This is a genomic window from Bacillus sp. jun7 (genome assembly GCF_051034795.1).
Classification (GTDB): Bacteria; Bacillota; Bacilli; order Bacillales; family Bacillaceae; genus Bacillus; species Bacillus velezensis.
Genome location: NZ_CP093219.1, coordinates 2,946,727 through 2,972,823 on the forward strand (window position 1 = coordinate 2,946,727; position 26,097 = coordinate 2,972,823).

Consider the following 26,097-nt stretch of genomic DNA (forward strand, 5'->3'; position numbering starts at 1 on the left):
TTTTCTTCATCCAAGAAAATGATAGTAAACACTATCATTACATTGTAAAGAGGGAGGAAGAAACTGTCAAAGATACAAAGACCTAAACCTTCTCATCCTTTCGGCTGAAGAAAGGTAGTTCGATTCATCTGGTTAATGGTTCAATGGATTTATATTCACATTTTTTTTGACAGATGATTGAAGACTGCCGAAAAAGGGTATTGTGATAGCAGGGGAACGATTGTCCGATTCTTCATTTTTTACTATAATCAGATGAGATGAAGAATTCCCGAGGAGGGTTTTTGTGATTACAAAAGCCGTTTTTGCATTATGTTTCCCTTTTATGCTGGTTGTCCTTTTTACGCGCGTCACGTTTAACCACTATGTGGCGATCGCTCTCACAGCCGCACTGCTTTTCGCATCCTATTTAAAGGGTTACACCGAAACGTATTTTATCGTTGGATTGGATGTCGTATCGCTGGTGGCCGGAGGGCTGTACATGGCCAAAAAAGAAGCAGACAAAAAGAAAGACAATGCCTGACATGGTGAATATGAAATAGAATGCCTGCTTTTACGCCATAAAAGCAGGTTTTTTATACAAAAATTGACTTGGTAAAAATAAACCATCGAACTTTAGTTCGTATTTTTAGTGATTTTGCCCGTCATTGTGTTACTATATCAATAGGAAGATTTCGTAAAGAAACGGAGGCTTTTTTGTGAAAGATCGTTTTGAGTTAGTCTCGAAATATCAGCCCCAGGGAGATCAGCCGCAAGCGATTGAGAAGCTTGTCAAAGGCATACAGGAAGGCAGAAAACACCAGACTCTCCTGGGTGCGACAGGGACGGGCAAAACCTTTACCGTGTCCAATCTGATTAAAGAAGTGAATAAACCGACACTGGTCATTGCCCATAACAAAACCCTTGCCGGACAGCTGTACAGCGAGTTTAAGGAGTTTTTCCCGAACAACGCTGTCGAATATTTTGTCAGCTATTACGATTACTATCAGCCGGAGGCGTACGTGCCTCAAACGGATACTTTTATAGAGAAAGACGCAAGCATTAATGATGAAATTGATAAACTGAGACACTCCGCGACATCCTCTCTGTTTGAACGGAGAGATGTCATTATTATCGCGAGTGTGTCATGCATATACGGCCTCGGTTCGCCTGAAGAATACCGGGAAATGGTCGTGTCGCTCAGACCGGAAATGGAGATTGAGCGGAACGAGCTTCTGAGAAAGCTTGTGGATATCCAGTATGCCCGCAATGATATCGACTTTCAGCGCGGGACGTTCCGCGTGCGCGGAGACGTTGTGGAAATCTTCCCGGCTTCCCGTGACGAACATTGTATCAGAGTGGAATTTTTCGGAGACGAAATTGAGCGGATCAGGGAGGTCGACGCTTTGACCGGAGAAATTCTCGGCGACCGTGACCATGTCGCGATTTTCCCGGCTTCCCACTTCGTCACCCGGGCGGAAAAGATGGAAAAAGCGATTCTGAATATTGAACAGGAGCTTGAGGAGCGCTTGAAAGTGATGCGCGAAAACGGCAAGCTCCTTGAAGCGCAGCGGCTTGAGCAGCGGACGAGGTATGATCTTGAAATGATGCGGGAAATGGGTTTTTGCTCAGGGATCGAGAACTATTCAAGACATTTGACGCTCCGTCCTCCTGGTTCTACGCCGTATACGCTGCTTGATTATTTTCCGGACGATTTTATGATTGTCGTTGATGAATCACATGTGACGATTCCGCAGGTGCGCGGCATGTTCAACGGTGACCAGGCGAGAAAACAGGTGCTAGTCGATCACGGGTTCCGCCTGCCGTCAGCGCTTGACAACCGTCCGCTCCGATTCGAGGAATTTGAAAAGCATATGCACAATATCGTGTACGTGTCGGCGACTCCGGGACCGTATGAAATTGAGCATACGCCGGAAATGATCGAGCAGATCATCAGACCGACGGGACTCCTCGATCCCCTCATTGACGTCCGTCCGATCGAAGGACAGATTGATGATCTGATCGGCGAGATTCAGGCGAGGATTGAACGGAATGAACGCGTTCTCGTGACGACTTTAACGAAAAAAATGTCAGAGGATCTGACCGATTATCTCAAAGAAATCGGCATCAAGGTCAATTATCTGCATTCCGAGATTAAGACGCTTGAACGGATTGAAATCATCCGTGATCTCCGCCTCGGAAAACATGATGTGTTAATCGGCATCAACCTGCTGAGGGAAGGGCTTGATATTCCGGAAGTGTCACTTGTCGCCATTCTCGATGCGGATAAAGAAGGCTTCCTCCGTTCTGAACGTTCGCTGATTCAGACGATCGGACGGGCGGCCAGAAACGCGGAAGGCCGCGTCATCATGTATGCCGATAAAATCACGAATTCGATGGAAATCGCGATTAATGAAACGAAGCGCCGCCGGGAACAGCAGGAGCGCTTTAACGAAATTCACGGCATTACGCCGCAAACGATCAATAAGGAAATCCGCGATGTGATCCGCGCGACGCAGGCCGCTGAGGATAAAGAAGAATATAAAACAAAAGCCGCGCCTAAACTGGCGAAGATGACGAAGAAAGAACGCCAGAAAGTCGTTGAGCAAATGGAGCACGAAATGAAAGAAGCGGCCAGAGCGCTTGATTTCGAGCGGGCGGCAGAGCTTCGTGATTTACTGTTAGAGCTTAAAGCGGAAGGATGATGAACACATGGCAATTGACCGGATCGAGGTGAAAGGCGCAAGGGCGCACAATTTAAAAAACATTGATGTAACGATTCCCCGGGATCAGCTCGTCGTCGTGACGGGGCTGTCCGGATCGGGAAAATCATCCCTTGCCTTTGACACCATTTACGCGGAAGGACAGAGGCGGTATGTTGAATCGCTTTCTGCCTATGCGCGCCAATTTTTAGGGCAGATGGATAAGCCGGACGTTGATGCGATCGAAGGGCTTTCTCCGGCGATCAGCATTGATCAGAAAACGACGAGCCGCAATCCGCGGTCAACCGTCGGAACGGTAACGGAGATTTATGATTATCTCCGGCTGCTGTACGCGAGGGTCGGGAAGCCGCACTGCCCGGAGCACGGCATTGAAATTACGTCGCAAACGATCGAACAGATGGTTGACCGGATTCTTGTATATCCGGAGCGGACGAAGCTTCAAGTGCTTGCGCCGATCATCTCAGGCAGAAAAGGCGCCCATGTCAAAGTGCTTGACCAAATCAGAAAGCAAGGTTACGTAAGGGTGCGGATTGACGGAGAAATGGCCGAGCTTTCCGACGATATTGAACTTGAAAAAAACAAAAAGCATTCCATTGAAGTAGTCATTGACCGGATTGTCGTCAAGGAAGGGGTTGCCGCCCGGCTTTCCGACTCACTGGAAACCGCGCTCCGCTTAGGGGAAGGCCGTGTCATGATAGATGTCATCGGTCAGGAAGAGCTGATGTTCAGCGAGCATCACGCCTGTCCGCTGTGCGGTTTTTCTATCGGGGAGCTTGAACCCCGGCTGTTTTCGTTTAACAGCCCGTTCGGCGCCTGCCCGACTTGCGACGGTCTCGGCTTGAAGCTGGAAGTGGACCCTGAGCTCGTCATTCCCAATCCTGAACTGTCATTAAAGGAACACGCCATCGCGCCGTGGACGCCGATCAGTTCACAATATTATCCGCAGCTGCTTCAGGCGGTCTGCCGCCATTACGGCATTGATATGGAGACTCCGGTCAAAGACCTGCCGAAGCATCAGCTTGATAAAGTGCTGTACGGCAGCGGCAATGAACGGATCTACTTTAAATACGAGAATGATTTCGGACAAGTGCGCGAAAATGAAATTGAATTTGAAGGTGTGCTGCGCAATATTGAGAGACGGTATAAAGAGACAAGCTCCGATTATATCCGTGAACAGATGGAGCAGTACATGTCACAGAAGCCGTGCCCGACGTGCAAAGGCTACCGGCTGAAGAAAGAAGCGCTTGCCGTTTTGGTCAACGGGCGCCACATCGGCACCATTACCGAGCTTTCCGTCGGCGATGCACTGGAATTTTTCAAAAACCTGACGCTGTCTGAGAAAGATATGCAGATTGCCGATTTAATCTTAAGAGAGATTGTGGAGCGGCTCAGCTTTTTAGATAAAGTCGGTCTTGATTACCTGACGCTGAGCAGGGCGGCGGGAACGCTGTCAGGCGGAGAAGCCCAGCGTATCAGGCTTGCGACGCAGATCGGCTCCCGTTTGTCAGGCGTCCTGTACATTCTTGATGAGCCGTCCATCGGCCTTCACCAGCGTGACAATGACCGTCTGATCAGCGCGCTGAAAAACATGAGGGATCTCGGCAACACACTGATTGTCGTGGAGCATGATGAAGATACGATGATGGCTGCCGATTATTTGATAGATATCGGTCCGGGCGCCGGCATTCACGGCGGCCGCGTCATATCGGCGGGGACGCCTGAAGAAGTGATGAATGATGCGGATTCTCTGACCGGACGTTATTTGTCAGGGGCTCAATTCATCCCGATGCCTCCGGAGAGAAGAAAGCCTGACGGCCGGTTCATTGAAATCAAAGGTGCTTCAGAAAACAACCTGAAAAAAGCGAACGCCAAATTCCCGCTCGGCACTTTTACGGCGGTGACAGGTGTGTCCGGTTCCGGAAAAAGCACGCTTGTAAATGAAATTCTGCATAAGGCGCTTGCGCAAAAGCTTCATAAAGCCAAAGCGAAACCGGGAAGCCATAAAGAAATTAAAGGCCTCGACCACCTTGATAAGGTGATCGACATCGACCAGGCGCCGATCGGCCGGACACCGAGATCAAATCCGGCAACTTATACGGGTGTGTTTGATGATATCCGCGATGTATTCGCGCAGACAAATGAAGCAAAGGTGCGCGGCTACAAAAAAGGCCGGTTCAGTTTTAATGTAAAAGGCGGGCGCTGTGAGGCCTGCCGCGGCGACGGGATCATCAAAATTGAGATGCACTTCCTTCCTGACGTGTACGTCCCGTGTGAAGTGTGCCACGGCAAACGTTACAACCGGGAGACGCTTGAGGTCACATACAAAGGGAAAAGCATTTCCGACGTTCTGGATATGACGGTGGAAGATGCTCTGTCTTTCTTTGAAAATATCCCGAAAATCAAACGCAAGCTTCAAACGCTTGCCGATGTCGGACTAGGGTATGTGACGCTCGGCCAGCCGGCGACGACGCTGTCAGGGGGAGAAGCGCAGCGCGTCAAGCTCGCTTCCGAACTGCATAAGCGTTCCACCGGCCGGACGCTGTATATTTTGGACGAACCGACGACAGGCCTCCACGTTGATGATATCGCAAGGCTTTTAGTTGTGCTTCAAAGACTCGTCGATAACGGTGATACCGTTTTGGTCATTGAACACAATCTCGATATCATTAAAACGGCGGACTACATCGTCGATCTGGGACCTGAAGGCGGAGCGGGCGGCGGCACGATCGTAGCCTCCGGAACGCCTGAAGAAGTTGTCGAAGTGAAAGAATCATATACGGGCCGCTATCTGAAACCGGTAATGGAACGCGATAAAAAACGGATGAAAACATTGCTGGCCGAAAAAGAAACGGCAGCCACGTAATAGATCAATAAAAACAGCCCAAAACTCATCGGTTTTGGGCTGTTGTTGTTACAGGCTTTTTTTCTGTTGGGGAAGCTGTCTGCTTAAATGCATTAAGTCCTGCAGAATATGGGTGCTGCTGCTGTCCAGCAGCACTTTTATATATTGGATATCATGGGAAATGGGAAGAGGGGCTGCTTTGATCTGTTCCAATTCAGCCAGCATTTCGCTGTTCATTCTTTTCTGTTCGCGAATTAAATTTCGAAGACTCTCTTCCGTTACTTGGGCGTTTTCGGGATCTTTCTCCATTTGTATGTCCTCCTTGCATACGGTCAGGCTTTGTTACATATTGTAATCGGTTCGGGGAAAAGATTCTATAGTGAAATCTCTGAAACCAAAAATTACGTATAACGAAGCATGTCCTTAGCATGAAAATGAAACCCGCTCATTCGTCATACGTATGTATAAGGAAGGGTTTTTTACATCACGGCACAGGGAGTGTTTTTATTGAACCGAAATCAAGCGATTATCGCATCAATTTGTTATTTCAGCGTGTTTCTCGCGCCGCTCATTCTTCCGATTGTGGCTTATTTTGTCGTCGATGAAAAAGAGACGAAGCGGCATGCCATGCGCGCTCTGATTTCCCATATCATTCCGTTTGCGGGCTTGCTGATTGTGACCGCGGGTGTTGTCGGCGGATTGATTACGGCCCAGGGGGAGAGTATGGTGCCCGTTTTTGTTATGATAACAGGAGCAGCTGTTTATTTTCTGATCCTCATCGGAATGGTCATTTGGAATATCGTGCAGGGAATTAAGGTGTTACGCCAGGTGTAAGAAAAGTCGGGGGAGGAGTTTTGTATGAAACAGGAGAAAGAACGGATTTTAAAGCTTGTGGAAGACGGGATGCTGACGGCGCAGGAAGCACTGACGCTCATTGAAAAACTGGATCATGAATATAAAGAAAAAGAAGAGCAGATCACCGCATTATCTGCGGAGGTTCAGGAACCTGCGGAAGATTTCGAAAGCGGGGCAAAAGAAAGCCAAAAGCCGTCGCTCGGGGCGAAGCTGTTCGACTGGATTGATTCTGCCGTCAAAAAAGTGAAGGAAGCGGATCTTGATCTGAATTTCGGCCACGCACACGAAGTGCAGCATATTTTTCAATTTAAAGACAGTGAATTCTCGGCCATTGATATGCAGATCGCAAACGGCAGCGTCAATATCGTGCCGTGGGCGGATGAAGATATCAGAGCGGAGTGCCAGGCGAAAGTGTACCGGGCGGACAGTCAGGAGGCGGCGCGCACCGCATTTCTACAGCACATTGAGTGTGAAGTGAAGGGCAATAAGTTTTTTGTCCGCACGGAAAAGAAAACGATGAAAACCAATGTTACGCTTTATGTTCCCCAGAAAGAGTACGATAAGATAAGAGTGAAGCTGTTTAACGGACCGATCAGAGGGGAACATCTACATGTAAAAGAATTCTCGGCGAAAACGACAAACGGCGTTCTGTCATTCTCTCATTTGACGGCTGAGAAAGCGTCGGCGGAAACGGCTAACGGACAAATCAAGCTGGCCGGACATCAATGCGGCGCGATTGAAGCGGAAACGATCAACGGCTTGATTGATTTGCGCGGATCGAGTGAATCCATTGACGTTCAAAGCTTTAACGGCAATATCATGCTTACCGTGACAGCGCCCCACTGCCGCTCCATCTACACGAAAACGACGACCGGAAACGTGGAGATCGCTCTGCCTGATGATTCGGCGGTGAAAGCGGAGCTCAAAAGCAATCTCGGCTCTCTCAGCCATGAGCTGATTGATGCGGAAATTTTAAAGGAAAAGAATGATACCATTCAAAAAGAACTGATGCTGGCATCAAATCAAGGCCATGATCAGCATCTCTCGATTTTCTCAGAATCGTTAACAGGAGCCATTAAGCTCAAGCATACTCAGAGGTGATTGGATGAAAAGACTTTACCGTTCAGAAAAAAACCGTAAAATCGCCGGCGTCGTCGGCGGTTTGGCGGAGTACATCAATATGGATGCGTCGCTTTTGCGCATTATAACCGTTGTATTAGCGCTTGTCACGAGCGGAATCGTGCCGATTGTATATATTATCTGGTGTTTTGTTGTACCATTAGAAGGAGATTTGAAATAAATGATCAAATGGGCAGTCAGCATTTTAGTAAATGCTTTATTATTAATCGTTATCGCGGGATATTTTGATTCCGTCCATATCAGCAGTATCGGAGCGGCTGTCATCGCCAGTGTGATTCTTTCTGTGTTAAATGTGCTGATCAAACCGATCATCGTCATATTGACATTGCCTGTCACGGTTGTGACCCTCGGCCTCTTTCTGTTTGTCATCAATGCCATTACGTTAATGATGACCGCAGCCTTGATGGGAGACAGCTTTCAGATTGACGGGTTCGGCACCGCCATTTGGGCATCCGTCGTGCTGTCCGTTTTCCACTTGCTGATCCAAAAAGGCATATTGGAGCCGCTTAGAAAAGGATAAAAAACAAGCTGTCCCGAGAGGGCAGCTTTTTTATGTGCGGTTTACATAAGCGGCAGCCTCCTGACGCAACATAATGCATAGGGAGGTAATGAGATGAAACTTGTGATGACGCTCTTTTTTCTGATTGGTTTGCTTTGTGTGAGTCCTTCTGCGGATGCGGCGCGCAAAGAATCGGCAATCCCCGTGAATCAGCAGGAATTCGGACAGCCGCCTCATTACATACCGCTTCTGGAGAATCCTCCCCAAATCGAAGTAAAGGCGGAAATGAAAAGAAACCTGTTCATACAGGCTCATGTACGGAATGCTGACTATCAAGCGTTTTCGGCGTTTCTTTTTTATAAACAAAGCAATGAGCTGGGGTTTAAGATGGTGCCGATGGAGCCCGCGCCAGGCGCAATCCGGCTGTTTACGGCCCAGGTTTCAAAACGGGATATCTGGAATGGAGAATTGGAATATTACCTCGTTTTCACTAACGGCAGACAGCGGGCGGAATCGGAGAAAAAGCGGCTGAAGCTGGACGGCTATCAAGCCGATTTGAATCATATTCCCGAGCTGATGATTACGGAGCTTGCGGTTGATACGAAAAATGAAGACGGCGCTGATGCCTATGAATTTATCGAGGTGTATAACACGACGGACAGGCCCATTCATTTTAAAGACTATCATATCCGCTACCGCTATCCGAAGGAAGGGCCGGAATCAGATATGATATGGAGGCCGAAAGAAGATACCGTCATTCCGTCAGGCGGGACTTACGTGTTTTGGCTGAGACGCGCCGCATCAGAACTGACGATAGATGATTTCAACCGCTATTACGGGACACGTCTGAAGGAAGGAGAACATCTCGCCGTCATCGAAGGGACGGACGGAATGTCCAACGGCCGCCCGCGTACGGTCGTGCTGTCGGCAAATACCGGCAAGGATATCGCCTCAGCGCAATACCGGAAACACGCTTTCCGCCGGCTGACTTCTTTGCTGTACAAATATCCGCTGAATGGAACGGGAGAATTGCTGAAGATCTCCACGAGCGAGCATAAGCCGTCACCGGGCTCCGTTTTTCAGGCGCAGATTCCGCAGCAGAAAAGGGTGATCAAACCCGACAAGGAAAAACCGGTCATCGAAGACCTTACAGACAGAAAGCCCGTCCGGCCCGCTGAAAGCATTGAATTAAAGGCTGACATAAAAGACAAAAACCTTGTCAAAACAGCCGCGTTTTATTACCGGACCAATGAGAAAAAACCATTCAAACGAATTCTGGCCGAAAAAGACCGCAACGACAGCTTATACCATCACATTCTTTATTCCCCGGAACTGCTCGGCCAGGATCAGCTTGAGTATTATATCGCAGCCAGTGATGGAGAAAATGAAGCAAAAACGCCCGTCAAGATGATTGACATTGAACAGACGAGCAAATCACACGGACTCAGAATGAATGTTGAACCGGAAGATACGATATCCGGCACCTATCTGCTCAAAGCGACTTCCGACGTCAGCGCCGATAAGATCAAGCTGTGGATTGACGGCAAGCGGCAGGAGACCCGGCCGGCGCTGGAAAAAGAGGTCTATTTCGCCTTCGATGCCCGGAAAACGAATCTTTATTTTCAAAACACCGTCATGATGGAAAACGAGGTGCTGCACATTTTTGACGATCCGTCTCACCGCTACAGAACGCACTCGGTTCTGCTTCCGGAACGTCTGCTGCAAAAAGGCGGCAAAACACAGAAAGTATCCATCCGTTCGGGCTCAAAGGTTTCTCCGTATGACACGGGAGAGAATCGGGATGATTTTGTCGTGAAACATGCCCGTCTGGTGCTTTCGGACGGAACGGTGATCAAAGACGGGAAGACGGACCCGTCCGAGCAGCTGTTTATCGGTGACGGCAGGCGGGCGAATCAGCAGAAGACCTTCTCATTCAGCCTGCCGGATCATTTGTTTACGTCACGGCTGCTGCCGTGGAACACGGCGAAGCTTTCGGAAGGCTATCACCATATTTTTGTCAGTGACGGTGAGGAGCAGCTGAGCCAATCTGTGAGGGTGGACAATTCGGGGCCGAAGATTGTCCCGGGTATTAAAGAAGGCGCGGCGCTGAAAGGTAATGTTGAGCTGAATGCGGACATCCGTGATAAATGGAGCAAAGTGGAAGAGGTGAAAGCGTTTTTGGACGGAGAAAGCATTACGCTCCCGCATCACACGTCATCAGCCGATCTCAAGCCCGGAAAGCACACCCTTACCATCATTGCGGCAGACCTTGCCGGAAATGAAACAACGTCCGTCCGCACCTTCCATATTAAACGGGAGGAGCCGAACCAGCCGGAGCTTGCCGGTCAAAAAATCGGCGCCCGCAAAGCAAAGCTGTCCGTCCGGGTAAAAGACCCGACGAAGGATGACATGAATGTATCATTTTATCGCGGCTTCCGTTATACCGCGCGGAATCCGGGCAGCGTGAAAGTGTATAAACACGCCTCATTAACGGAACCGCCGAAGGGCATAAAAGAAAATGAAATGCCGTTTACCCTGCCGGAAATGAACCGTATCTCGGCAAATGACGGAAAAACCGTTTCGGCGGAAAGTATGGAGCGTTTTCCTTATCACCGGTTCGAAGTCTCCGTTGACCCGTCTATCGACGAAACGGATCTGGCCGAGGCGGTCTGGAAAGGAAGCTCTCTGCCCGGCCGAAAGGTAACCATGTATATTTGGAATTACCGGACAAGCCGCTGGCAGGAGGCGGACAGCGTCCTTGCCAAAGATAAAAAGCCGTTTACATTAAAAGCCGCCGTTTCCGCAGCGGATGTGGTGAAGAACTCAAAAATGAATGTCATCGTGCAGGATCAAATACCGGCGAAAGGCAATTACTCATTTGTCTGGATGTCGGATACACAGTATTACGCACAAGGTCACCCGAACATTTTTGACAAAATGACGGAGTGGATCAAAGAAAATAAGGAAAAGCACAATATTAAATATGTCTTTCATACCGGTGATATTGTCGATGATTCGATGGTTATGAAACAGTGGAAAAACGCCGATCACTCCATGCGGACACTCGACAAGGCGGGGATTCCGTACGGAGTGCTTGCCGGAAATCATGACGTCGGCCATAAAGACGGCACATACCGAACCTTCGGGGATTTCTTCGGGAGCCGCCGTTTTGAAAAGAAAATGCATTATGGCGGGTCATACAAAAATAACCGCGGGCATTATGATCTGCTGTCGGCAAGCGGGAACGATTTTATTATGATTTATATGGGCTGGGGCATTACGGATCAAGAGATTGACTGGATCAATCAAGTGCTAAAGCGGTATCCGGACCGAACCGCCATATTATGCTTTCATGAGTATTTGCTTGTAAGCGGAAACCGAAGCCCGATCGGGGAGACGATCTATCAAAAAGTCGTCAAGCCGAATCGCAATGTGGCGATGGTATTAAGCGGCCATTACCATAATGCCATGAAAAAAACCGATGCCCTTGACGATGACGGAGACGGAAAACCGGACCGCCTCGTTCATCAAATTCTGACCGATTATCAGGACGGCCCTGAAGGGGGGCAAGGCTATATGCGCATTATGCAATTCGATCAGGCCGCCAATCAGGTTCACATGTTCTCCTACTCGCCGTATACGGATGACATCAATTACTATGACACCGATCTGTTCGCGGATAAAGATGAATTCTCGGCTGAAATGGATTTACAGCCGAAAATGAAAAAGGTAGCGACCGATTATTTTGAATGCAACGTCTATACGAATGAACTGCTCGGTCATAAAAAACACGTGAAAAGCGGAAAAACCGCGCATTGGGTCTGGGACGGCCTGCAGCCAGATTCCGTTTATTACTGGTACACCGTCGTCAAGGATCCGTACAACGGAAAAACAATATCGCCGATCTGGATGTTCAAAACGGGAAAAACGCCGTATCACCCGGCTCCGGATCAATTTGATTTTAAGCATGCTTCCAGCCCATAATGCGAATACCGCCTGCTGATTGCTCAGAACAAAATCTGACGGTCAGCAGGATTTTTTCTGTAACGCGAATGGCGGCGCACAACGGTGATAAGTGTTTTTGACTTTTTTATGTCCCTTTTCTATACTTAAAACCGATTGGTTTTCTTAATATGCAGGAGGAAACATAATGAACAGCAAAACCGGGACAAAAGAAAGAATTATTCAAGCCTCTGCATACCTTTTTCAAATTCAGGGATACCATGCGACAGGTTTGAATCAAATCATAAAAGAGAGCGGAGCGCCCAGAGGGTCTGTATATCATCACTTTCCGAACGGAAAAGAAGAACTCGCCATTGCAGCGATCAAACATACGGGAAGGTGCGTTGAAAAGCAAATACAGAATAGTATGACTCAATTCGCGGATCCTGTCGAAGCCATTCAGCACTTTATTCATGTAACGGCTGAACAGTTTAATGATCCGCAGAATATTGAGGGAGTGCCGGTTGGTTTGTTAGCGGGTGAGACAGCTCTGATAAATGAAACGTTAAGATGCACATGTGTTGAGGTGTTTAAACAGTGGACGGATGTGTTCGCGGAAAAATTTCTTCAGCACGGATTTGAGCAAGAGGAAGCGGAGAAGCTTGGAATGACAATCAACTCGATGATTGAAGGCGGGATTATGTTTTCACTGGCTCACAAAAACAAAGAACCGCTGCTGCTGATTTCAAAGCAGGTTCCATATCTTGTCCGAAACAGAGGGTAGCATTTTGTTACCCTTTTCTTTATAAAAATAGATACCAGAACCCCAGCCTCTCCGTTTTGACAGAGTCATAGAGAATTGATTTGAAAATGGCAGATCAAAAAAACATCTCCAACCCGAAACGGTTGGAGATGTTTCATTTCACCCTGTCCATATAATGCACGAATGTGTAGCGGTCGCCTCTGTAGGCGGATTTGACGTGCTCAAAGGCAGTGCCGTCCTGCAGATAAGTGGTCCGCTTGATATAGAGGACGGGCGCGCCGGGCTGAATACCGAGCAGCTCAGCTTCTTCCTCAGAAGCGGCTCCCGGTTCAAGCTCTTGTTTTGCCCGTGAGATCGGCATCTGATTGTACGCTTCAATATGCTCATACATGGATGATTGAAAATGGGAGGCATCCAATTTTCCCGCCTTGTCAAACGGGATGTACGATGCCTCAATCGCCATCGGGATATCATTTGCCAGCCGGACGCGGATGATTTTATGAAGCGTTGCCGGATAGCCGCATCCCAGGATAGAAGATAATTCTTCCGTCGCCTGAATCAGCTGGTATTCGGCAAGTCTGCTCCCCGGCTTCATGCCCCGGCTTCTCATATCTTCGGTGAAGCTTGTCAGCCCTTGAAGCGGCTGTTCCATCTTCAGTTTGCTGACGAACGTTCCCCGGCCTTTCTGCCTGTATAAAAATCCTTCATTCACCAAATTGGAAAGCGCCTGGCGCACCGTCATTCGGCTGATGCCGAATTGTTCAGCGTATTCCCGCTCCGACGGAAGCAGCGCATCCGCTTTCAGCTCGCCGTTTTTGATTTGTGTTTTCAACTGTTCCATAATCTGAAAATAAATCGGAACCGGAGATTGTTTATCAATCTGCATAGGTCAAATCCTTTCAATCGCCGCCCGCAGCCTCTTCATCAATCAAGACCGTCACATCCGGGTGTGCGTGCAGGGCAGAGGCGGGGAATGCTTCACTGACGCGTCCGTCCAGAAGCTGTTTCACCGCTTGGGCCTTGCTTTTTCCGGATGCCATGATCAAAATGCGTTTGCCGGACAAGATAGTCCCGATCCCCATTGTCACAGCTTTTTCAGGGACTTGATCGATTGACGGAAAGTACCGCGCATTCGCCTGTCTTGTCTCTTCATTCAGCTCAACGACATGGGTTCTGGATTCAAATGGCGTCCCGGGCTCATTAAAGCCGATATGGCCGTTGTGTCCGATGCCTAAAAGCTGAATATCCGCTCCGCCGAGTGTTTGAATTAATCGGTCATAGCGTTCGCATTCAGCATCAAGATCGTCTGCCCGTCCGTCAGGGAGAAAGTGGCGGTCCTTTCGGCTGTCGATATGTGCAAAAAAATGTGTATTCATATAATAATGATAGCTGTTTTTGTCCTCGGGAGAAAGTCCGGCGTATTCATCAAGATTGATCGTCGTGATATCCCGGAATGACAAACCTTCGGAGCGGTGCCTCCGCACAAGTTCTTTGTATACGCCTTCGGGGGTGCCTCCCGTCGCAAGGCCCAGGACGGCATCCGGCTTTTGTTTGACTGTTTCAGCGATAATCGCTGCGGCTTTTTCACTTAATTCTTCATAATGTCTGCATGTGATGATGTTCATGCCCAATCAGCCTCCTTTGAAATATATGCGGTGTTTCCGCGGCAAATGGATGCCAGCACGCCGCACTGTCCGTCCGTCAGTATAACGTCGGCGTCTTTTCCTTCCGCAATGCTTCCTTTGCGGTCAAATATGCCGAGGCGGCGGGCTGCATTTGCCGACGTCATATTTGCTATATCCAGCCATGAACAGTTTGTAAACCTGCGCATGAGCGCTGCGCCTTCATTCATTTTTAAAATGGAACCGGCCAGCGTCCCGTCAGGAAGAAGCGCCGTGTTCCCGCGAACGGTGACTTTTTGTCCGCCGAATTCGTATTCTCCGTCCTTCAGCCCTTTTGCCCGCATGGAGTCTGTAATCATCACCAGGTTTTGGCTTCCTTTCGCCAAAAAGGCAAGCTTTACGGCTAAAGGATGGGAATGAATACCGTCAGTGATCAGCTCCGCCGTGATGCGGCCGCAGGCGAGAGCCGTACCGATGCCCCCCGGCTCACGGTGATGAAAGCAGCTCATGGCGTTGAAGAGATGCGTCATATGCAGCGCTCCGGCATCCGCCGCTTTTTCTAAAAGATCGGCTCCCGCGTTTGTATGTCCCATTGAGGGGATGATGTTCCGGTCTTTTAAATAACGGATCAGGCTGAAATCAGGATCTTCTTCCGGCGCAAGCGTCACAATTTTGATCAGCCCTCCAGAAAGATGTTCCCATTTCTGAAAGAGCCCGGTATCGGCCGGGGTAATCCATTGTTTCGGCTGTGCTCCCGCCTTTTCCGGAGAGACGAAAGGCCCTTCTAAATGAATCCCGATCAACTCAGCGCCTTTATGCGCCTGAGGTGAAGATGCCGTCCATTCTTTGGCGTTTTCGAGCGCTTTTTCAATATTTTCGTGCTGCTGTGTAATTGTTGTCGCTAAAAAAGAGGTTGTTCCTTCTTCGGGCAGCCGGGCGGCCATTGTATCAAGCGCCGCGAAATCGGCATCCATCGTATCCGCGCCGTATCCGCCGTGAATATGGATATCAATCATTCCGGGAAGCGCATACGTGCCCTCGGGCGCCTTCCATTCCTTCTCATACGTTTCTTGCGGTCTTGTTTTACCCGCGTAAGAAATGATGCCGTCTTTTATGCCGAGAAATCCGTTTTGGATGATTTCATCTTCTGTTACGATGTCCGCACCGCTGATTAACAAGCTTTCAGCCACTTTAAAACACGCCTTTCTGGTTAGTTGTTAGTTTTATTTTACTCCTTTTCAGACTAGTTATCTAGACCAGTTATCCCGGAATTGTATAAATCTGTTTTGGTTCAGACGGTAAAGTGATAAAATATAACTGTTCAAAGCTCGGAACATCCCAGAACAGGAGGAACATATCTTGGCAAAGGTTCGGACCAAAGACGTAATGGAGCAGTTCCATTTAGAATTGATCAGCGGAGAAGAAGGAATTAACCGCCCGATTACGATGAGTGATTTATCACGGCCCGGTATTGAAATCGCCGGTTATTTTACATATTACCCGAGAGAACGGGTGCAGCTTTTAGGAAAAACGGAGCTGTCATTTTTCGATCAGCTTCCTGAGGAAGATAAAAAACAGCGGATGGAATCGCTGTGCACCGATGTGACGCCGGCTATCATACTTTCCAGAGATATGCCGATTCCGCCGGAGCTTGTAGAAGCGTCCGAGAAAAACGGTGTGCCGGTGCTCAGATCGCCTCTGAAAACAACCAGACTGTCAAGCCGGCTGACGAATTTTCTTGAGAGCCGTCTCGCGCCGACAACCGCCATTCACGGCGTGCTCGTGGATATTTACGGCGTCGGTGTGCTCATTACGGGAAAAAGCGGCGTCGGTAAAAGTGAAACGGCGCTGGAGCTCGTCAAACGCGGCCATCGCCTCGTCGCGGATGACTGCGTCGAAATCCGGCAGGAGGATCAGGACACGCTCGTCGGGAATGCGCCTGATCTGATTGAGCATCTGCTCGAAATCAGGGGGCTCGGCATTATAAATGTCATGACGCTGTTCGGAGCGGGCGCCGTCAGAAGCAACAAAAGAATCACAATCGTCATGGACCTTGAGCTTTGGGAGCAAGGGAAACAATACGACCGTCTCGGGCTGGAAGAAGAAAAAATGAAAATCATTGATACGGAAATTACAAAACTGACCATTCCCGTCCGCCCGGGGCGAAATCTCGCCGTTATTATCGAAGTTGCCGCGATGAACTTCAGATTGAAGCGGATGGGCTTAAATGCCGCCGAGCAATTCACGAATAAGCTGGCGGATGTCATTGAGGACGGCGAACAAGACGAATAGGAGTTGGCAATAATATGAATGAAGCAGGAACACCAATCAATCCGATTGCCTTTCAGCTCGGGCCTTTATCCGTGCACTGGTACGGAATCATTATCGGCGCGGGCGCGTTATTAGGGCTTTGGATGGCCATGAGGGAGAGTGAAAAGCGGGGGCTGAATAAGGACATTTTTATTGATCTTGTTCTTTTCGCCATCCCGATCGCAATCATTTGCGCAAGGGCATATTATGTGCTTTTCGAGTGGAGCTATTACTCGGAACACCCCGGGGTAATCATTAAAACTTGGAAAGGCGGCATTGCGATTCACGGCGGATTAATCGGCGCGATCGCAACGGGAATTGTCTTTTCAAAAGTAAGAGGCATCTCATTCTGGAAGCTGGCGGATATTGCCGCGCCGAGTATTCTGCTCGGCCAGGCCATCGGGCGCTGGGGGAACTTTATCAACCAGGAGGCTCACGGTGAAGCGGTCAGCCGGTCATTTTTGGAAAGTCTGCATCTTCCGGATTTCATCATTAATCAGATGTACATAGACGGACAATATTACCACCCGACGTTTTTGTATGAATCGCTGTGGAGTTTTGCGGGCGTCGTGATTCTGCTTCTGCTCCGCCGCGTGAACCTGCGCAGGGGCGATCTGTTTTTGACGTATGTGATCTGGTATTCGATCGGCAGATACTTTATTGAGGGAATGCGGACGGACAGCCTGATGCTTACGAGCCAGCTTCGGATCGCGCAGGTCATTTCCATTGTGCTGATTGTACTTGCGATTATTTTAATGATTTTCAGACGCATGAAGGGGTATGCCGATAAGCGGTATGCCGACACGGACTGACGCCTGAAATCGGAAAGGACATAAGATGACTGATAAACGTGTAACCGCCATTTTATTCGATCTCGACGGCACGCTGATTGACACGAATGAACTGATTATCGCTTCTTACCTTCATACGCTTGATCATTATTGCCCGGGGCAGTTCAAAAGGGAAGATGTGCTTCCGTTTATCGGCCCGCCTCTGTATGAAACGTTTTCAGGCATTAATGCTGAAAAGTGCGATGAGATGATCAGCATGTACAGAGCATTCAACCATGAAAAGCACGATGAGCTCGTCACGGAGTACGAAACGGTTTATGAAACGCTTGATGAATTGAAAAAAGCGGGCTATCAGCTCGGGATTGTCACCACAAAGCTGAGGGATACAGTGAATATGGGATTGAAGCTGACAGGCATCGGGGCGTTTTTCGATACTGTCGTCACGCTTGATGATGTTAAGCATCCGAAGCCTGACCCCGAGCCTGTGCGGCTTGCTCTCAGCCGGCTGGGGTGCGATCCGTCGGAAGCCATAATGGTCGGTGACAATTATCACGATGTCATGGCGGGCAAAAACGCCGGCACGAAATCAGCCGGCGTCGCGTGGACGATTAAAGGCGCACAGGCGCTTTCCGCCTATGAACCCGATTATATGCTCGAGAAAATGAGTGATTTATTGCACATCACCGGAGTGAAGTAATCCGTGAGAAAAACAGACCGCCATCCGGTTGCAGGTGCAAATTCATTGTGGCATGTTTATCAGACGGTTCCCTTTCTGAAGGTGATGAAAAATTTCATCATCATTCAGATCGCAAGGTATACGCCGTTTTTAAGCGTGAAAAACTGGCTGTACCGAACCTTTTTGAAAATGAATGTCGGAAAACAGACGTCATTCGCGCTGATGGTGATGCCGGATATCATGTTTCCCGAAAAAATCACTGTCGGAAAAAACAGCATCATCGGCTACAATACGACGATTTTGGCTCATGAATACTTAATACATGAGTACCGGACCGGTTTTGTCACAATCGGTGACAAGGTGATGATCGGTGCAAACACAACCATTCTGCCCGGCGTCACCATCGGGAGCGGAGCCGTTGTATCAGCCGGCACCCTGGTGCACAAAGATGTCCCGGCCGGGGCGTTTGTCGGAGGAAATCCGATGCAGGTGATCTATACGGACGAAGAAATGAAAAAACGAATGGAAAACCCCGCTGATTAACGTCAGCGGGGTTTTTTTATGACTTGATCACAATGGCCTGGCTGCCCATCTGCTTCCAGGCTTTTTCAAAGTCAGACCGGTCTGTTTTTCTGTTTTTATAGCCGTAAGGATCATTAACGTATACATAATCGTGATCATAACCGGTTACGGCTACGCTATGCATGCTGAACGTAATGTCGACCTTTCCGTTCGGCGTATCCCAAGTCTGCATATGATCAACCGGCTTAAAGGATGTGGTGGTAATCACCCAGACCGGCCGCCCTTTTTCAAGCTGGCGGTACACTGAAGAAATGTCTTTTCCCGTAAGATCGTATACTTTGTTTCCCGCATATTCTTTGGCAAGTTTATCAATCGGCTCATGATAAACGCCTAAACCCGGGCCGTTTTCCATATCTCCGGCAAATCCTTCATTCGGATCTCCCTTCAGCCCGCTGCTGTATGTGAGCGGAACTTTATTGATTTTATCCGCCAATGTATTTTTTGACACATGATATCCGGCATTGTTCAAAATCATGGCAAGGCTGGTCACCTCACAGCCATTGTACAGTCTGGGAGAATCCATCTGTCTGTACAGAACGACATTCAGCGGTGACGCGCTCCCTTTTAACGGTGTTTTCTCATCAGGCTCGTCGGACTGCTGATTGAAAAAATTTAAATGAATATCGTTTGTATAGATGTTATATCCCAGATAGACAAGGACGGCTGTCAGAATCAGCACACATAATGTTCCAAGCGTCTTCATTATCAATTATTCTCCCTTGTTTCTGATGAAGCTGTTCTATGTATTATAGCACTTCTGCTCAATATGATTCGATCGTTCCGATATGTTTACAGGTTTGTTCATTCTTTAGCCATGTTTATGGAAAAGAATAGGCGCGGCGGACATTGGGCGTTGCAATCCATTCTTTTATCTGCTAACATATTATCATATTAGCGAACTAAAGGATTCGGAATTTTCCTTCAGACAAAGCGGAGGTGTAAAAGGCAAATGTTTATGTTTGAGAAACCGCATGGCATGAGAGATACGCTGCCCGGTTTATATAAAGCAAAGAAAAAAGTCCGTTCCACACTGACGGATTTAATTGATAAATGGGGTTATCAGTTTATGGAGACGCCGACCCTTGAATTCTATGAAACAGTAGGCGTCCAGTCAGCCATTGAAGAACAGCAGCTGTTTAAGCTTCTCGATCAGGATGGAAAAACGCTTGTGCTTCGGCCTGACATGACCGGACCGATTGCCAGGGTGGCGGCATCTAAGCTGCACAAACACAATCATCCGCTCAGAGCGGGGTACGCGGCAAGCGTCTATCGCGCTCAGGAGCGGGAAGGCGGACGTCCGGCCGAATTCGAACAGGTCGGCGCGGAGCTGATCGGCGACGGATCAACAAGCGCGGACGCCGAGGTAATTGCGCTGGCGGCCGGCGCTTTGAAAAACGCGGGATTGCACCGGTTTAAAATCGCGATCGGCCATGCCGGACTCGCTGATGAGCTGTTTGTCGAGGTTTTGGGCAATGCCGAGCGGGCGGATGTTCTGCGGCGCTTTCTCTTTGAAAAGAATTACGTGGGATACAGGGAACATGTCAAATCGCTTCCGCTTTCTTCAATAGACAAAAGCCGGCTGCTCGCACTTCTGGAATTGCGGGGCGGGAAAGAGATATGCGCCAAAGCGGAGGAGATCATCGGAATCTCCGGACAAAGCTTAATTCAGGAGCTGGAAGACCTGTGGGACATTCTTGAGGATTACGGGTGTGCCGAGCATATTCGCCTTGATCTGAATATGGTAAGCCATATGAGTTATTACACGGGAATTTTATTCGAAGTGTACGCGGCAAATGTCGGTTTCGTCATCGGAAGCGGAGGACGCTATAACAATCTCCTCGGCCATTTCGGCAATCCCGCTCCCGCCACGGGCTTCGGGCTCCGTATCGACAGGCTGATTGAAGCGCTCGGCATTCAGGAAGAAACAAGTGAAGCGGACGCCGTGATTTTCAGCAAGGAGCAGCGGGCCCAGGCCATTTTATTCGCGGAGGAAGAAAGGGCGCGAGGCAGAAAAGTCGTCCTGCAGGATCTGGCGGGCATTGAAAATATCGATCATATGACAAAATCATTCGCAAACGTCACATACTTTATCGGTGCCAGAAAGGAAGAGCGGAATGGGTAAGGTACTCACAATGGCAATGCCAAAAGGACGGATATTCGAAGAAGCGGCCGGGTTGCTGCGGCAGGCCGGATACAGGCTGCCCGAGGAGTTTGAAGAATCGAGAAAACTGATCATTGACGTTCCTGAAGAAAATCTCCGCTTTATTCTGGCAAAGCCGATGGATGTTACGACTTATGTCGAGCATGGCGTCGCTGATGCCGGTATTGCCGGAAAGGATGTCATGCTTGAGGAAGAGCGTGACGTGTATGAGGTGCTCGATCTGAAAATCAGCAAATGCCATCTCGCCGTTGCGGGGCTTCCCGGAGCGGATTGGAACGGAGTCGCCCCGAGGATTGCGACGAAATATCCGAATGTTGCGTCGAGTTATTTCAGAGAGCAGGGCGAACAGGTGGAAATCATTAAGCTGAACGGTTCCATTGAATTGGCGCCTTTAATCGGGCTTGCTGACAGAATCGTAGATATCGTATCAACCGGGCGGACATTAAAGGAAAACGGTCTCGTTGAATCAGAACATATTTGTGACATCACATCGCGTTTTATCGTCAATCCGGTCAGCTACCGCATGAAGGATGATGTAATCGACGAAATGGCGGCCAGGCTGGCCAGGGTTGTGGAAGGAGAAACGGCACAATGAAAATAACCGCAGTAAAAAGTAGCGAGCGGTTCTCACTGAAGCGTTCCATCGACAGCGGAACCGAAGAGCAGCGGAAAACCGTCAGGGGGATTATTGAAGACGTCAGACAAAACGGTGACAAAGCCGTTTTGGCCTATACAAAAACATTTGACGGCATCAGCCTGAACCGAATGGCCGTGAGCGCAGAAGAAATCGCTGAGGCGTACCGTCTGCTTGATGATCAGCTGCTGGAAGTGATCAGGCAGGCGATTGCCAATATTAAAGAATATCACGAGCGCCAGCTGCAATCCTCTTGGTTTTACCATCGCAAAGACGGTTCGATGCTCGGACAGAAAATAACGGCGCTCGATTCCGCGGGCGTATACGTGCCGGGCGGGACGGCCGCTTATCCGTCTTCCGTTTTAATGAATGTCATCCCCGCTCTCGCTGCGGGAGTGGAACGGATCGTTCTCGTCAGTCCTCCGGGAAAAGACGGCCGCCTTTCGCCAGGCGTTCTGGCGGCGGCCTCTGAGCTCGGCATAAAGGAAATTTACAAGGCGGGAGGCGCGCAGGCGGTTGCCGCGCTCGCTTACGGAACGGAAACGATACAGCCTGTAGATAAGATCACGGGCCCCGGTAATATATTTGTAGCGCTCGCGAAGCGCGAAGTCTTCGGCGTTGTGGATATTGACATGATTGCCGGGCCAAGTGAAATCGTGGTCCTGGCAGACGATACGGCGGTGCCCGAAGAAGTCGCCGCTGACCTGCTTTCACAGGCCGAACACGATATGCTCAGCTCAAGCGTGCTTGTCACCGATTCACAGAAGCTTGCCGAAGCGGTATCAGATGAGGTGAATAAACAGCTTCAGACCCTGCCGCGTAAAGAAATCGCCGAAGCGTCGATCAAGGATCACGGCCGCATTTATATCGCGGAATCGATGGAAGATGCGGTGGACACGGTGAATGCGCTGGCGCCCGAGCATTTAGAAATCATGACGCATTCGCCGGAGGCTTTGCTTGGAAGCATCAGACACGCGGGGGCGATTTTCTTAGGACGATACAGCGCTGAACCGGTCGGCGATTATTTTGCCGGACCGAATCACGTTTTGCCGACAAACGGAACGGCGCGGTTTTCAAGCCCGCTGAATGTAACAGACTTTCAAAAGAAATCGAGCATCATCTCTTACAGCCGGAAGGCATTTGAAACGCACGCGGACAGCATTACCGCCTTTGCGAGACTGGAAGGGCTTGAAGCGCACGCAAGATCGATTGAAGCGAGAAACGGAGGAGTGACCGATGAGAAAAGCGGAACGCGCCAGAACAACAAATGAGACGGATATTAAGCTGGCTTTCGAAATAGACGGAGAAGGAAAAGTCGACATCAGCACGGATGTGCCGTTTATGACTCATATGCTTGATTTGTTCACAAAGCACGGGCAATTCGATTTAACTGTTGACGCAAAAGGCGATACGGAGATAGATGATCACCATACGACTGAAGATATCGGCATCTGTTTAGGGCAGGCTTTTTTGGAGGCGCTCGGTGATAAAAAAGGGATCAAACGGTACGGATCAGCGCTTGTGCCGATGGACGAAGCGCTCGCCCAAGTCGCCGTAGACCTGAGCAACCGGCCGCACCTTGAGATGCGCGCTGCATTTCCGCAAGCGAAAGTCGGAACGTTTGATACCGAGCTGGTACATGAATTCCTATGGAAACTGGCGCTCGAAGCGAGAATGAATCTGCACGTCATCGTTCATTACGGCACGAATACCCATCATATGATAGAAGCCGTGTTTAAGGCGCTTGGCAGAGCGCTTGATGAAGCGTCATCCATTGATCCGCGCGTCAAGGGTGTGCCGTCTACGAAAGGAATGCTGTAAATGATCGGTGTAATTGATTACGGTATGGGCAATTTATTCAGCGTGTCGAAAGCGCTGGAACGCGTCGGCGTCCCGTATGTCGTATCAGACCGGCCGGAAGAGCTTGAAAAAGCGGATGCTTTTATTCTTCCAGGTGTCGGATCATTCAGTGACGCCATGGACAATTTACGCAGCACGAAGCTTGATCAATTCATACACCGTATGGTTGACGAGGGTAAGCTGCTCCTCGGCATCTGCCTCGGCATGCAGCTCATTTTCGAAGAGAGCGCCGAAAACGGCTCTGCAAAAGGACTTGGTTTATTAGCCGGAAAAGCTGTGAGACTCAAAGACAGAGATGCCGAAGGAAACAAGCTGAAGGTGCCGCATATGGGCTGGAACCGGCTGACGTTTCACCAAACGTCTCCTTTGCTTTCGGAAGCGGAAGAAGGATTCGTTTACTTTGTCCATTCCTATTATATAGACGGGCTGGAAGACGGCGATCTTCTGGCAAGCGCTGAGTACGGCGTTCGTGTTCCGGCAGTCGTCGGGAAACGCAATGTCTTCGGTGCACAGTTTCACCCGGAAAAAAGCGGTACGGCCGGAATGGCGATCTTAACGCAATTTACAAAAATGGCAGCGGAACAGAAGGTGAAGAAATGAACGCTTTTACATTATATCCGGCAATCGATATGAGAAACGGCAAATGCGTCCGCCTCATCCAAGGCGATTACGGCAAGGAAACGATATACGGTGACTCTCCTTTAGACATGGCAGCGCAATTTGCACAAGAAGGCGCCGAATGGATTCATCTCGTGGATCTTGACGGCGCGAAAGCAGGCAGGAAAGTAAACGACAGGCATGTTCTTGACATTGCGCGGCAGCTTGATATCAAAGTCGAGATCGGCGGCGGGATCCGTTCTGAAGCGGATGTGTACGGTTATTTATCACAAGGCGTTGATCGCGTCATTCTCGGCAGCTCGGCCGTATCCGATCCGGCATTTGTGAAGAGCATGCTGAAACAATACGGCGGCAAAATCGCGATCGGCCTTGATGCAAGGAACGGATATGTCTCGACGGAAGGCTGGCTGGAAACATCCTCGGTAAGGGCGGCCGATCTGGGCCGTGAATTGGCGGCCGAAGGAGCGGAAACCTTCATTTTCACGGATATTGCAACTGACGGCATGCTGTCAGGCCCGAACATCGAAAGCACCGTTCAGCTCGCAAAAGCAACGGGAAAAGACGTCATCGCTTCAGGCGGAGTCAGCTCAGTCGCCGACCTCAAAGCACTGGCCCGCTTCAAAGACGCCGGCGTATCGGGAGCGATTATCGGAAAAGCGCTGTATACCAAACAATTTTCATTGGCTGAAGCGCTCAGCGGGGTGAAGGACGCATGATCACGAAACGAATCATTCCGTGTCTCGATGTGAAAGAAGGACGCGTCGTCAAGGGCATTCAATTTCTCGGGCTGAAAGATGCGGGCGATCCTGTCGAGCTGGCCGAAGCCTACGACAGGGAGGGCGCTGACGAACTTGTTTTTCTCGACATTTCCGCCTCTCACGAAGGCCGCAAGACGATGACAGACGTCGTAGAACAAGTTGCGGCAAAACTGGCGATTCCGTTTACGGTCGGCGGCGGAATCAATCAATTAAGCGATATGAAACGAATGCTTCGCGCCGGCGCTGACAAGGTATCCGTTAATACAGCGGCCGTTCTCCGACCCGAGCTGATTACGGAAGGAGCTGAGTTTTTCGGCTCGCAATGCATCGTAGCGGCGATTGACGCAAAGTATGACGAAGATTCGGATTGCTATAAAGTGTACACACACGGCGGCAGAAAGAAAACCGAGCGGGAAGTCACGGCCTGGGCAAAAGAAGCCGTCAGCCGGGGAGCGGGTGAAATCCTGCTGACAAGCATGGACGCAGACGGTGAGAAAACAGGCTTTAATCATACGCTCACACAGCTTGTCTCACGTGCCGTCCCGGTGCCCGTCATTGCGTCAGGGGGAGCCGGCAGCGCGCGTCATATGCTTGAAGCCTTCACAGTCGGTGAAGCGGACGCCGCGCTTGCAGCTTCCATTTTCCATTACAAAGAGACATCTATAAAAGAAGTGAAAGATTATATGAAGAAACACGGGGTGAATGTGAGATGAAACAGGCAGATGAACTGCGGTTTGACGAGGCCGGACTGATACCCGCCATCGTACAGGATGCGGCAAGCAAAGAAGTGCTGACACTGGCTTATATGAACCGAGAATCCTACGAAAAAACGATAGAAACGAAAGAAACCTGGTTTTACAGCCGTTCACGCAGGGAGCTGTGGCATAAAGGAGCGACATCGGGGAATACCCAAAAGGTGAAAGCCATCCGTTATGATTGCGATCAAGATGCCCTCGTCGTGCTTGCGGAGCCCTCAGGACCCGCATGCCATAAGGGAAGCTACAGCTGCTTTTCCACGGAAAAAGCAGACACGCAGGATCGTTTCGGCATCTTGAATGAACTGGAAAGCGTAATCGCCAAACGGCAGGCGGAGATGCCTGACGGAGCCTACACAACGTATCTGTTTCGGGAAGGCGTCGATAAAATCCTTAAAAAAGTCGGAGAGGAAGCCGCAGAGGTTATTATCGCCGCGAAAAACCGCGACCATGAAGAATTAAAATGGGAAGCGGCAGATTTGCTGTATCATTTGCTCGTTCTTCTGCGTGAGCAGTCGCTTCCTTTGGATGACGTGCTTGATGTCCTTGCGAAACGCCATTCAGCATCTGAGTAAAACAAACCTCACGGA

Annotated in this window: 26 protein-coding genes; 21 read left to right on the plus strand and 5 right to left on the minus strand. The window is 49.6% G+C overall.

Translation table 11 applies throughout. The features are described from left to right. Nucleotides 1-283 precede the first annotated feature (283 nt). The 3 genes from MJQ52_RS14415 to uvrA all read left to right on the plus strand — a co-directional run bounded on the left by MJQ52_RS14415 (nucleotide 284) and on the right by uvrA (nucleotide 5,562). The gene (locus MJQ52_RS14415) at nucleotides 284-520 is read left to right on the plus strand and encodes a CsbA family protein (protein ID WP_003151438.1); all 237 of its coding nucleotides are present in this window, start codon (nucleotides 284-286) and stop codon (nucleotides 518-520) included. Between the two features lie 175 nt (nucleotides 521-695). Next, nucleotides 696-2,681: an excinuclease ABC subunit UvrB gene (gene uvrB, locus MJQ52_RS14420; RefSeq protein ID WP_015387640.1), complete on the plus strand. Its 1,986-nt coding sequence runs from the start codon at nucleotides 696-698 to the stop codon at nucleotides 2,679-2,681. A gap of 7 nt (nucleotides 2,682-2,688) precedes the next feature. After that, the gene (gene uvrA, locus MJQ52_RS14425) at nucleotides 2,689-5,562 is read left to right on the plus strand and encodes an excinuclease ABC subunit UvrA (protein ID WP_071543379.1); all 2,874 of its coding nucleotides are present in this window, start codon (nucleotides 2,689-2,691) and stop codon (nucleotides 5,560-5,562) included. A gap of 48 nt (nucleotides 5,563-5,610) precedes the next feature. On the opposite strand, the gene MJQ52_RS14430 is transcribed toward uvrA, so the two are convergent. Then, nucleotides 5,611-5,850 (minus strand): hypothetical protein, encoded by a 240-nt coding sequence (locus MJQ52_RS14430; RefSeq protein ID WP_003151443.1) that lies wholly within the window; start codon nucleotides 5,848-5,850, stop codon nucleotides 5,611-5,613. Nucleotides 5,851-6,048: 198 nt separating this feature from the next. Here MJQ52_RS14430 and MJQ52_RS14435 point away from each other — a divergent pair, with 198 nt between their 5' ends. The 6 genes from MJQ52_RS14435 to MJQ52_RS14460 all read left to right on the plus strand — a co-directional run bounded on the left by MJQ52_RS14435 (nucleotide 6,049) and on the right by MJQ52_RS14460 (nucleotide 12,761). After that, nucleotides 6,049-6,375, plus strand: coding sequence for a hypothetical protein (locus tag MJQ52_RS14435; RefSeq protein WP_003151444.1), 327 nt, complete (start codon nucleotides 6,049-6,051; stop codon nucleotides 6,373-6,375). A 24-nt stretch (nucleotides 6,376-6,399) separates the two neighbouring features. Then, complete coding sequence (locus MJQ52_RS14440) at nucleotides 6,400-7,497, plus strand: DUF4097 family beta strand repeat-containing protein (RefSeq protein WP_070082446.1); 1,098 nt, start codon at nucleotides 6,400-6,402, stop codon at nucleotides 7,495-7,497. Nucleotides 7,498-7,501: 4 nt separating this feature from the next. Continuing rightward, complete coding sequence (locus tag MJQ52_RS14445) at nucleotides 7,502-7,696, plus strand: PspC domain-containing protein (protein ID WP_003151448.1); 195 nt, start codon at nucleotides 7,502-7,504, stop codon at nucleotides 7,694-7,696. Then, nucleotides 7,697-8,056: a phage holin family protein gene (locus tag MJQ52_RS14450; protein ID WP_014418984.1), complete on the plus strand. Its 360-nt coding sequence runs from the start codon at nucleotides 7,697-7,699 to the stop codon at nucleotides 8,054-8,056. A 93-nt stretch (nucleotides 8,057-8,149) separates the two neighbouring features. After that, nucleotides 8,150-12,019 carry a metallophosphoesterase gene (locus MJQ52_RS14455; RefSeq protein ID WP_094247458.1) on the plus strand — a complete coding sequence of 1,290 codons (3,870 nt, stop codon included), beginning with the start codon at nucleotides 8,150-8,152 and terminating at the stop codon, nucleotides 12,017-12,019. Nucleotides 12,020-12,185: 166 nt separating this feature from the next. After that, nucleotides 12,186-12,761: a TetR/AcrR family transcriptional regulator gene (locus tag MJQ52_RS14460; RefSeq protein WP_013353750.1), complete on the plus strand. Its 576-nt coding sequence runs from the start codon at nucleotides 12,186-12,188 to the stop codon at nucleotides 12,759-12,761. Nucleotides 12,762-12,894: 133 nt separating this feature from the next. On the opposite strand, the gene MJQ52_RS14465 is transcribed toward MJQ52_RS14460, so the two are convergent. Genes MJQ52_RS14465 through nagA form a run of 3 tightly spaced genes read right to left on the minus strand, consistent with a single transcriptional unit; the run spans nucleotide 12,895 to nucleotide 15,552 of the window. Continuing rightward, a complete protein-coding gene (locus MJQ52_RS14465) occupies nucleotides 12,895-13,626 on the minus strand; it encodes a GntR family transcriptional regulator (RefSeq protein WP_434181830.1) in 732 nt (243 codons plus the stop codon). 13 nt (nucleotides 13,627-13,639) lie between these two features. Then, complete coding sequence (gene nagB, locus MJQ52_RS14470; protein ID WP_013353748.1) at nucleotides 13,640-14,365, minus strand: glucosamine-6-phosphate deaminase; 726 nt, start codon at nucleotides 14,363-14,365, stop codon at nucleotides 13,640-13,642. Next, a complete protein-coding gene (gene nagA / locus MJQ52_RS14475) occupies nucleotides 14,362-15,552 on the minus strand; it encodes an N-acetylglucosamine-6-phosphate deacetylase (RefSeq protein ID WP_014471078.1) in 1,191 nt (396 codons plus the stop codon). Before nagA ends, nagB begins: the two co-directional genes overlap by 4 nt. A gap of 169 nt (nucleotides 15,553-15,721) precedes the next feature. Here nagA and hprK point away from each other — a divergent pair, with 169 nt between their 5' ends. Genes hprK through MJQ52_RS14495 form a run of 4 tightly spaced genes read left to right on the plus strand, consistent with a single transcriptional unit; the run spans nucleotide 15,722 to nucleotide 18,682 of the window. Continuing rightward, a complete protein-coding gene (hprK, locus tag MJQ52_RS14480; RefSeq protein WP_013353746.1) occupies nucleotides 15,722-16,654 on the plus strand; it encodes an HPr(Ser) kinase/phosphatase in 933 nt (310 codons plus the stop codon). Between the two features lie 14 nt (nucleotides 16,655-16,668). Next, the gene (gene lgt / locus MJQ52_RS14485) at nucleotides 16,669-17,484 is read left to right on the plus strand and encodes a prolipoprotein diacylglyceryl transferase (RefSeq protein WP_014418979.1); all 816 of its coding nucleotides are present in this window, start codon (nucleotides 16,669-16,671) and stop codon (nucleotides 17,482-17,484) included. 25 nt (nucleotides 17,485-17,509) lie between these two features. Next, the gene (gene ppaX, locus MJQ52_RS14490; RefSeq protein WP_063636484.1) at nucleotides 17,510-18,160 is read left to right on the plus strand and encodes a pyrophosphatase PpaX; all 651 of its coding nucleotides are present in this window, start codon (nucleotides 17,510-17,512) and stop codon (nucleotides 18,158-18,160) included. Between the two features lie 3 nt (nucleotides 18,161-18,163). Further along, entirely contained in the window at nucleotides 18,164-18,682 is a 519-nt protein-coding gene (locus tag MJQ52_RS14495) for an acyltransferase (protein WP_014418977.1), read from the plus strand. Between the two features lie 16 nt (nucleotides 18,683-18,698). On the opposite strand, the gene MJQ52_RS14500 is transcribed toward MJQ52_RS14495, so the two are convergent. Further along, nucleotides 18,699-19,424, minus strand: coding sequence for a C39 family peptidase (locus tag MJQ52_RS14500; protein WP_094247460.1), 726 nt, complete (start codon nucleotides 19,422-19,424; stop codon nucleotides 18,699-18,701). Between the two features lie 246 nt (nucleotides 19,425-19,670). Here MJQ52_RS14500 and MJQ52_RS14505 point away from each other — a divergent pair, with 246 nt between their 5' ends. The 8 genes from MJQ52_RS14505 to hisIE are packed head-to-tail and all read left to right on the plus strand — an operon-like array spanning nucleotide 19,671 to nucleotide 26,082. Beyond that, nucleotides 19,671-20,843, plus strand: a complete 1,173-nt coding sequence (locus tag MJQ52_RS14505) for an ATP phosphoribosyltransferase regulatory subunit (protein WP_077722910.1) — start codon at nucleotides 19,671-19,673, stop codon at nucleotides 20,841-20,843. Next, complete coding sequence (hisG, locus tag MJQ52_RS14510) at nucleotides 20,836-21,477, plus strand: ATP phosphoribosyltransferase (RefSeq protein WP_012118547.1); 642 nt, start codon at nucleotides 20,836-20,838, stop codon at nucleotides 21,475-21,477. Before MJQ52_RS14505 ends, hisG begins: the two co-directional genes overlap by 8 nt. Then, nucleotides 21,474-22,787, plus strand: a complete 1,314-nt coding sequence (gene hisD / locus MJQ52_RS14515) for a histidinol dehydrogenase (protein WP_094247462.1) — start codon at nucleotides 21,474-21,476, stop codon at nucleotides 22,785-22,787. The genes hisG and hisD overlap by 4 nt, the downstream gene beginning before the upstream one ends. Then, a complete protein-coding gene (gene hisB, locus MJQ52_RS14520; RefSeq protein WP_094247463.1) occupies nucleotides 22,753-23,337 on the plus strand; it encodes an imidazoleglycerol-phosphate dehydratase HisB in 585 nt (194 codons plus the stop codon). The genes hisD and hisB overlap by 35 nt, the downstream gene beginning before the upstream one ends. After that, nucleotides 23,338-23,976, plus strand: coding sequence for an imidazole glycerol phosphate synthase subunit HisH (gene hisH, locus MJQ52_RS14525; protein ID WP_070082438.1), 639 nt, complete (start codon nucleotides 23,338-23,340; stop codon nucleotides 23,974-23,976). It begins immediately after the preceding gene. Beyond that, nucleotides 23,973-24,710, plus strand: coding sequence for a 1-(5-phosphoribosyl)-5-[(5-phosphoribosylamino)methylideneamino]imidazole-4-carboxamide isomerase (gene hisA / locus MJQ52_RS14530; RefSeq protein ID WP_077722907.1), 738 nt, complete (start codon nucleotides 23,973-23,975; stop codon nucleotides 24,708-24,710). Before hisH ends, hisA begins: the two co-directional genes overlap by 4 nt. Then, the gene (gene hisF, locus MJQ52_RS14535; protein WP_077722906.1) at nucleotides 24,707-25,465 is read left to right on the plus strand and encodes an imidazole glycerol phosphate synthase subunit HisF; all 759 of its coding nucleotides are present in this window, start codon (nucleotides 24,707-24,709) and stop codon (nucleotides 25,463-25,465) included. Before hisA ends, hisF begins: the two co-directional genes overlap by 4 nt. Further along, the gene (hisIE, locus tag MJQ52_RS14540) at nucleotides 25,462-26,082 is read left to right on the plus strand and encodes a bifunctional phosphoribosyl-AMP cyclohydrolase/phosphoribosyl-ATP diphosphatase HisIE (RefSeq protein WP_077722905.1); all 621 of its coding nucleotides are present in this window, start codon (nucleotides 25,462-25,464) and stop codon (nucleotides 26,080-26,082) included. Before hisF ends, hisIE begins: the two co-directional genes overlap by 4 nt. The last annotated feature ends 15 nt before the right edge of the window (nucleotides 26,083-26,097 follow it).

What these genes read in the sequence shown, in the direction of transcription:
- uvrA (WP_071543379.1), top strand. Translation starts at nt 2,689, where the DNA reads ATGGCAATTGACCGGATCGAGGTGAAAGGCGCAAGGGCGCACAATTTA.
- MJQ52_RS14430 (WP_003151443.1), bottom strand. Translation starts at nt 5,850, where the DNA reads ATGGAGAAAGATCCCGAAAACGCCCAAGTAACGGAAGAGAGTCTTCGA.
- MJQ52_RS14440 (WP_070082446.1), top strand. Translation starts at nt 6,400, where the DNA reads ATGAAACAGGAGAAAGAACGGATTTTAAAGCTTGTGGAAGACGGGATG.
- MJQ52_RS14445 (WP_003151448.1), top strand. Translation starts at nt 7,502, where the DNA reads ATGAAAAGACTTTACCGTTCAGAAAAAAACCGTAAAATCGCCGGCGTC.
- MJQ52_RS14450 (WP_014418984.1), top strand. Translation starts at nt 7,697, where the DNA reads ATGATCAAATGGGCAGTCAGCATTTTAGTAAATGCTTTATTATTAATC.
- MJQ52_RS14455 (WP_094247458.1), top strand. Translation starts at nt 8,150, where the DNA reads ATGAAACTTGTGATGACGCTCTTTTTTCTGATTGGTTTGCTTTGTGTG.
- MJQ52_RS14460 (WP_013353750.1), top strand. Translation starts at nt 12,186, where the DNA reads ATGAACAGCAAAACCGGGACAAAAGAAAGAATTATTCAAGCCTCTGCA.
- MJQ52_RS14465 (WP_434181830.1), bottom strand. Translation starts at nt 13,626, where the DNA reads ATGCAGATTGATAAACAATCTCCGGTTCCGATTTATTTTCAGATTATG.
- nagB (WP_013353748.1), bottom strand. Translation starts at nt 14,365, where the DNA reads ATGAACATCATCACATGCAGACATTATGAAGAATTAAGTGAAAAAGCC.
- lgt (WP_014418979.1), top strand. Translation starts at nt 16,669, where the DNA reads ATGAATGAAGCAGGAACACCAATCAATCCGATTGCCTTTCAGCTCGGG.
- ppaX (WP_063636484.1), top strand. Translation starts at nt 17,510, where the DNA reads ATGACTGATAAACGTGTAACCGCCATTTTATTCGATCTCGACGGCACG.
- MJQ52_RS14500 (WP_094247460.1), bottom strand. Translation starts at nt 19,424, where the DNA reads ATGAAGACGCTTGGAACATTATGTGTGCTGATTCTGACAGCCGTCCTT.
- MJQ52_RS14505 (WP_077722910.1), top strand. Translation starts at nt 19,671, where the DNA reads ATGTTTATGTTTGAGAAACCGCATGGCATGAGAGATACGCTGCCCGGT.
- hisG (WP_012118547.1), top strand. Translation starts at nt 20,836, where the DNA reads ATGGGTAAGGTACTCACAATGGCAATGCCAAAAGGACGGATATTCGAA.
- hisD (WP_094247462.1), top strand. Translation starts at nt 21,474, where the DNA reads ATGAAAATAACCGCAGTAAAAAGTAGCGAGCGGTTCTCACTGAAGCGT.
- hisB (WP_094247463.1), top strand. Translation starts at nt 22,753, where the DNA reads ATGAGAAAAGCGGAACGCGCCAGAACAACAAATGAGACGGATATTAAG.
- hisH (WP_070082438.1), top strand. Translation starts at nt 23,338, where the DNA reads ATGATCGGTGTAATTGATTACGGTATGGGCAATTTATTCAGCGTGTCG.
- hisA (WP_077722907.1), top strand. Translation starts at nt 23,973, where the DNA reads ATGAACGCTTTTACATTATATCCGGCAATCGATATGAGAAACGGCAAA.
- hisF (WP_077722906.1), top strand. Translation starts at nt 24,707, where the DNA reads ATGATCACGAAACGAATCATTCCGTGTCTCGATGTGAAAGAAGGACGC.
- hisIE (WP_077722905.1), top strand. Translation starts at nt 25,462, where the DNA reads ATGAAACAGGCAGATGAACTGCGGTTTGACGAGGCCGGACTGATACCC.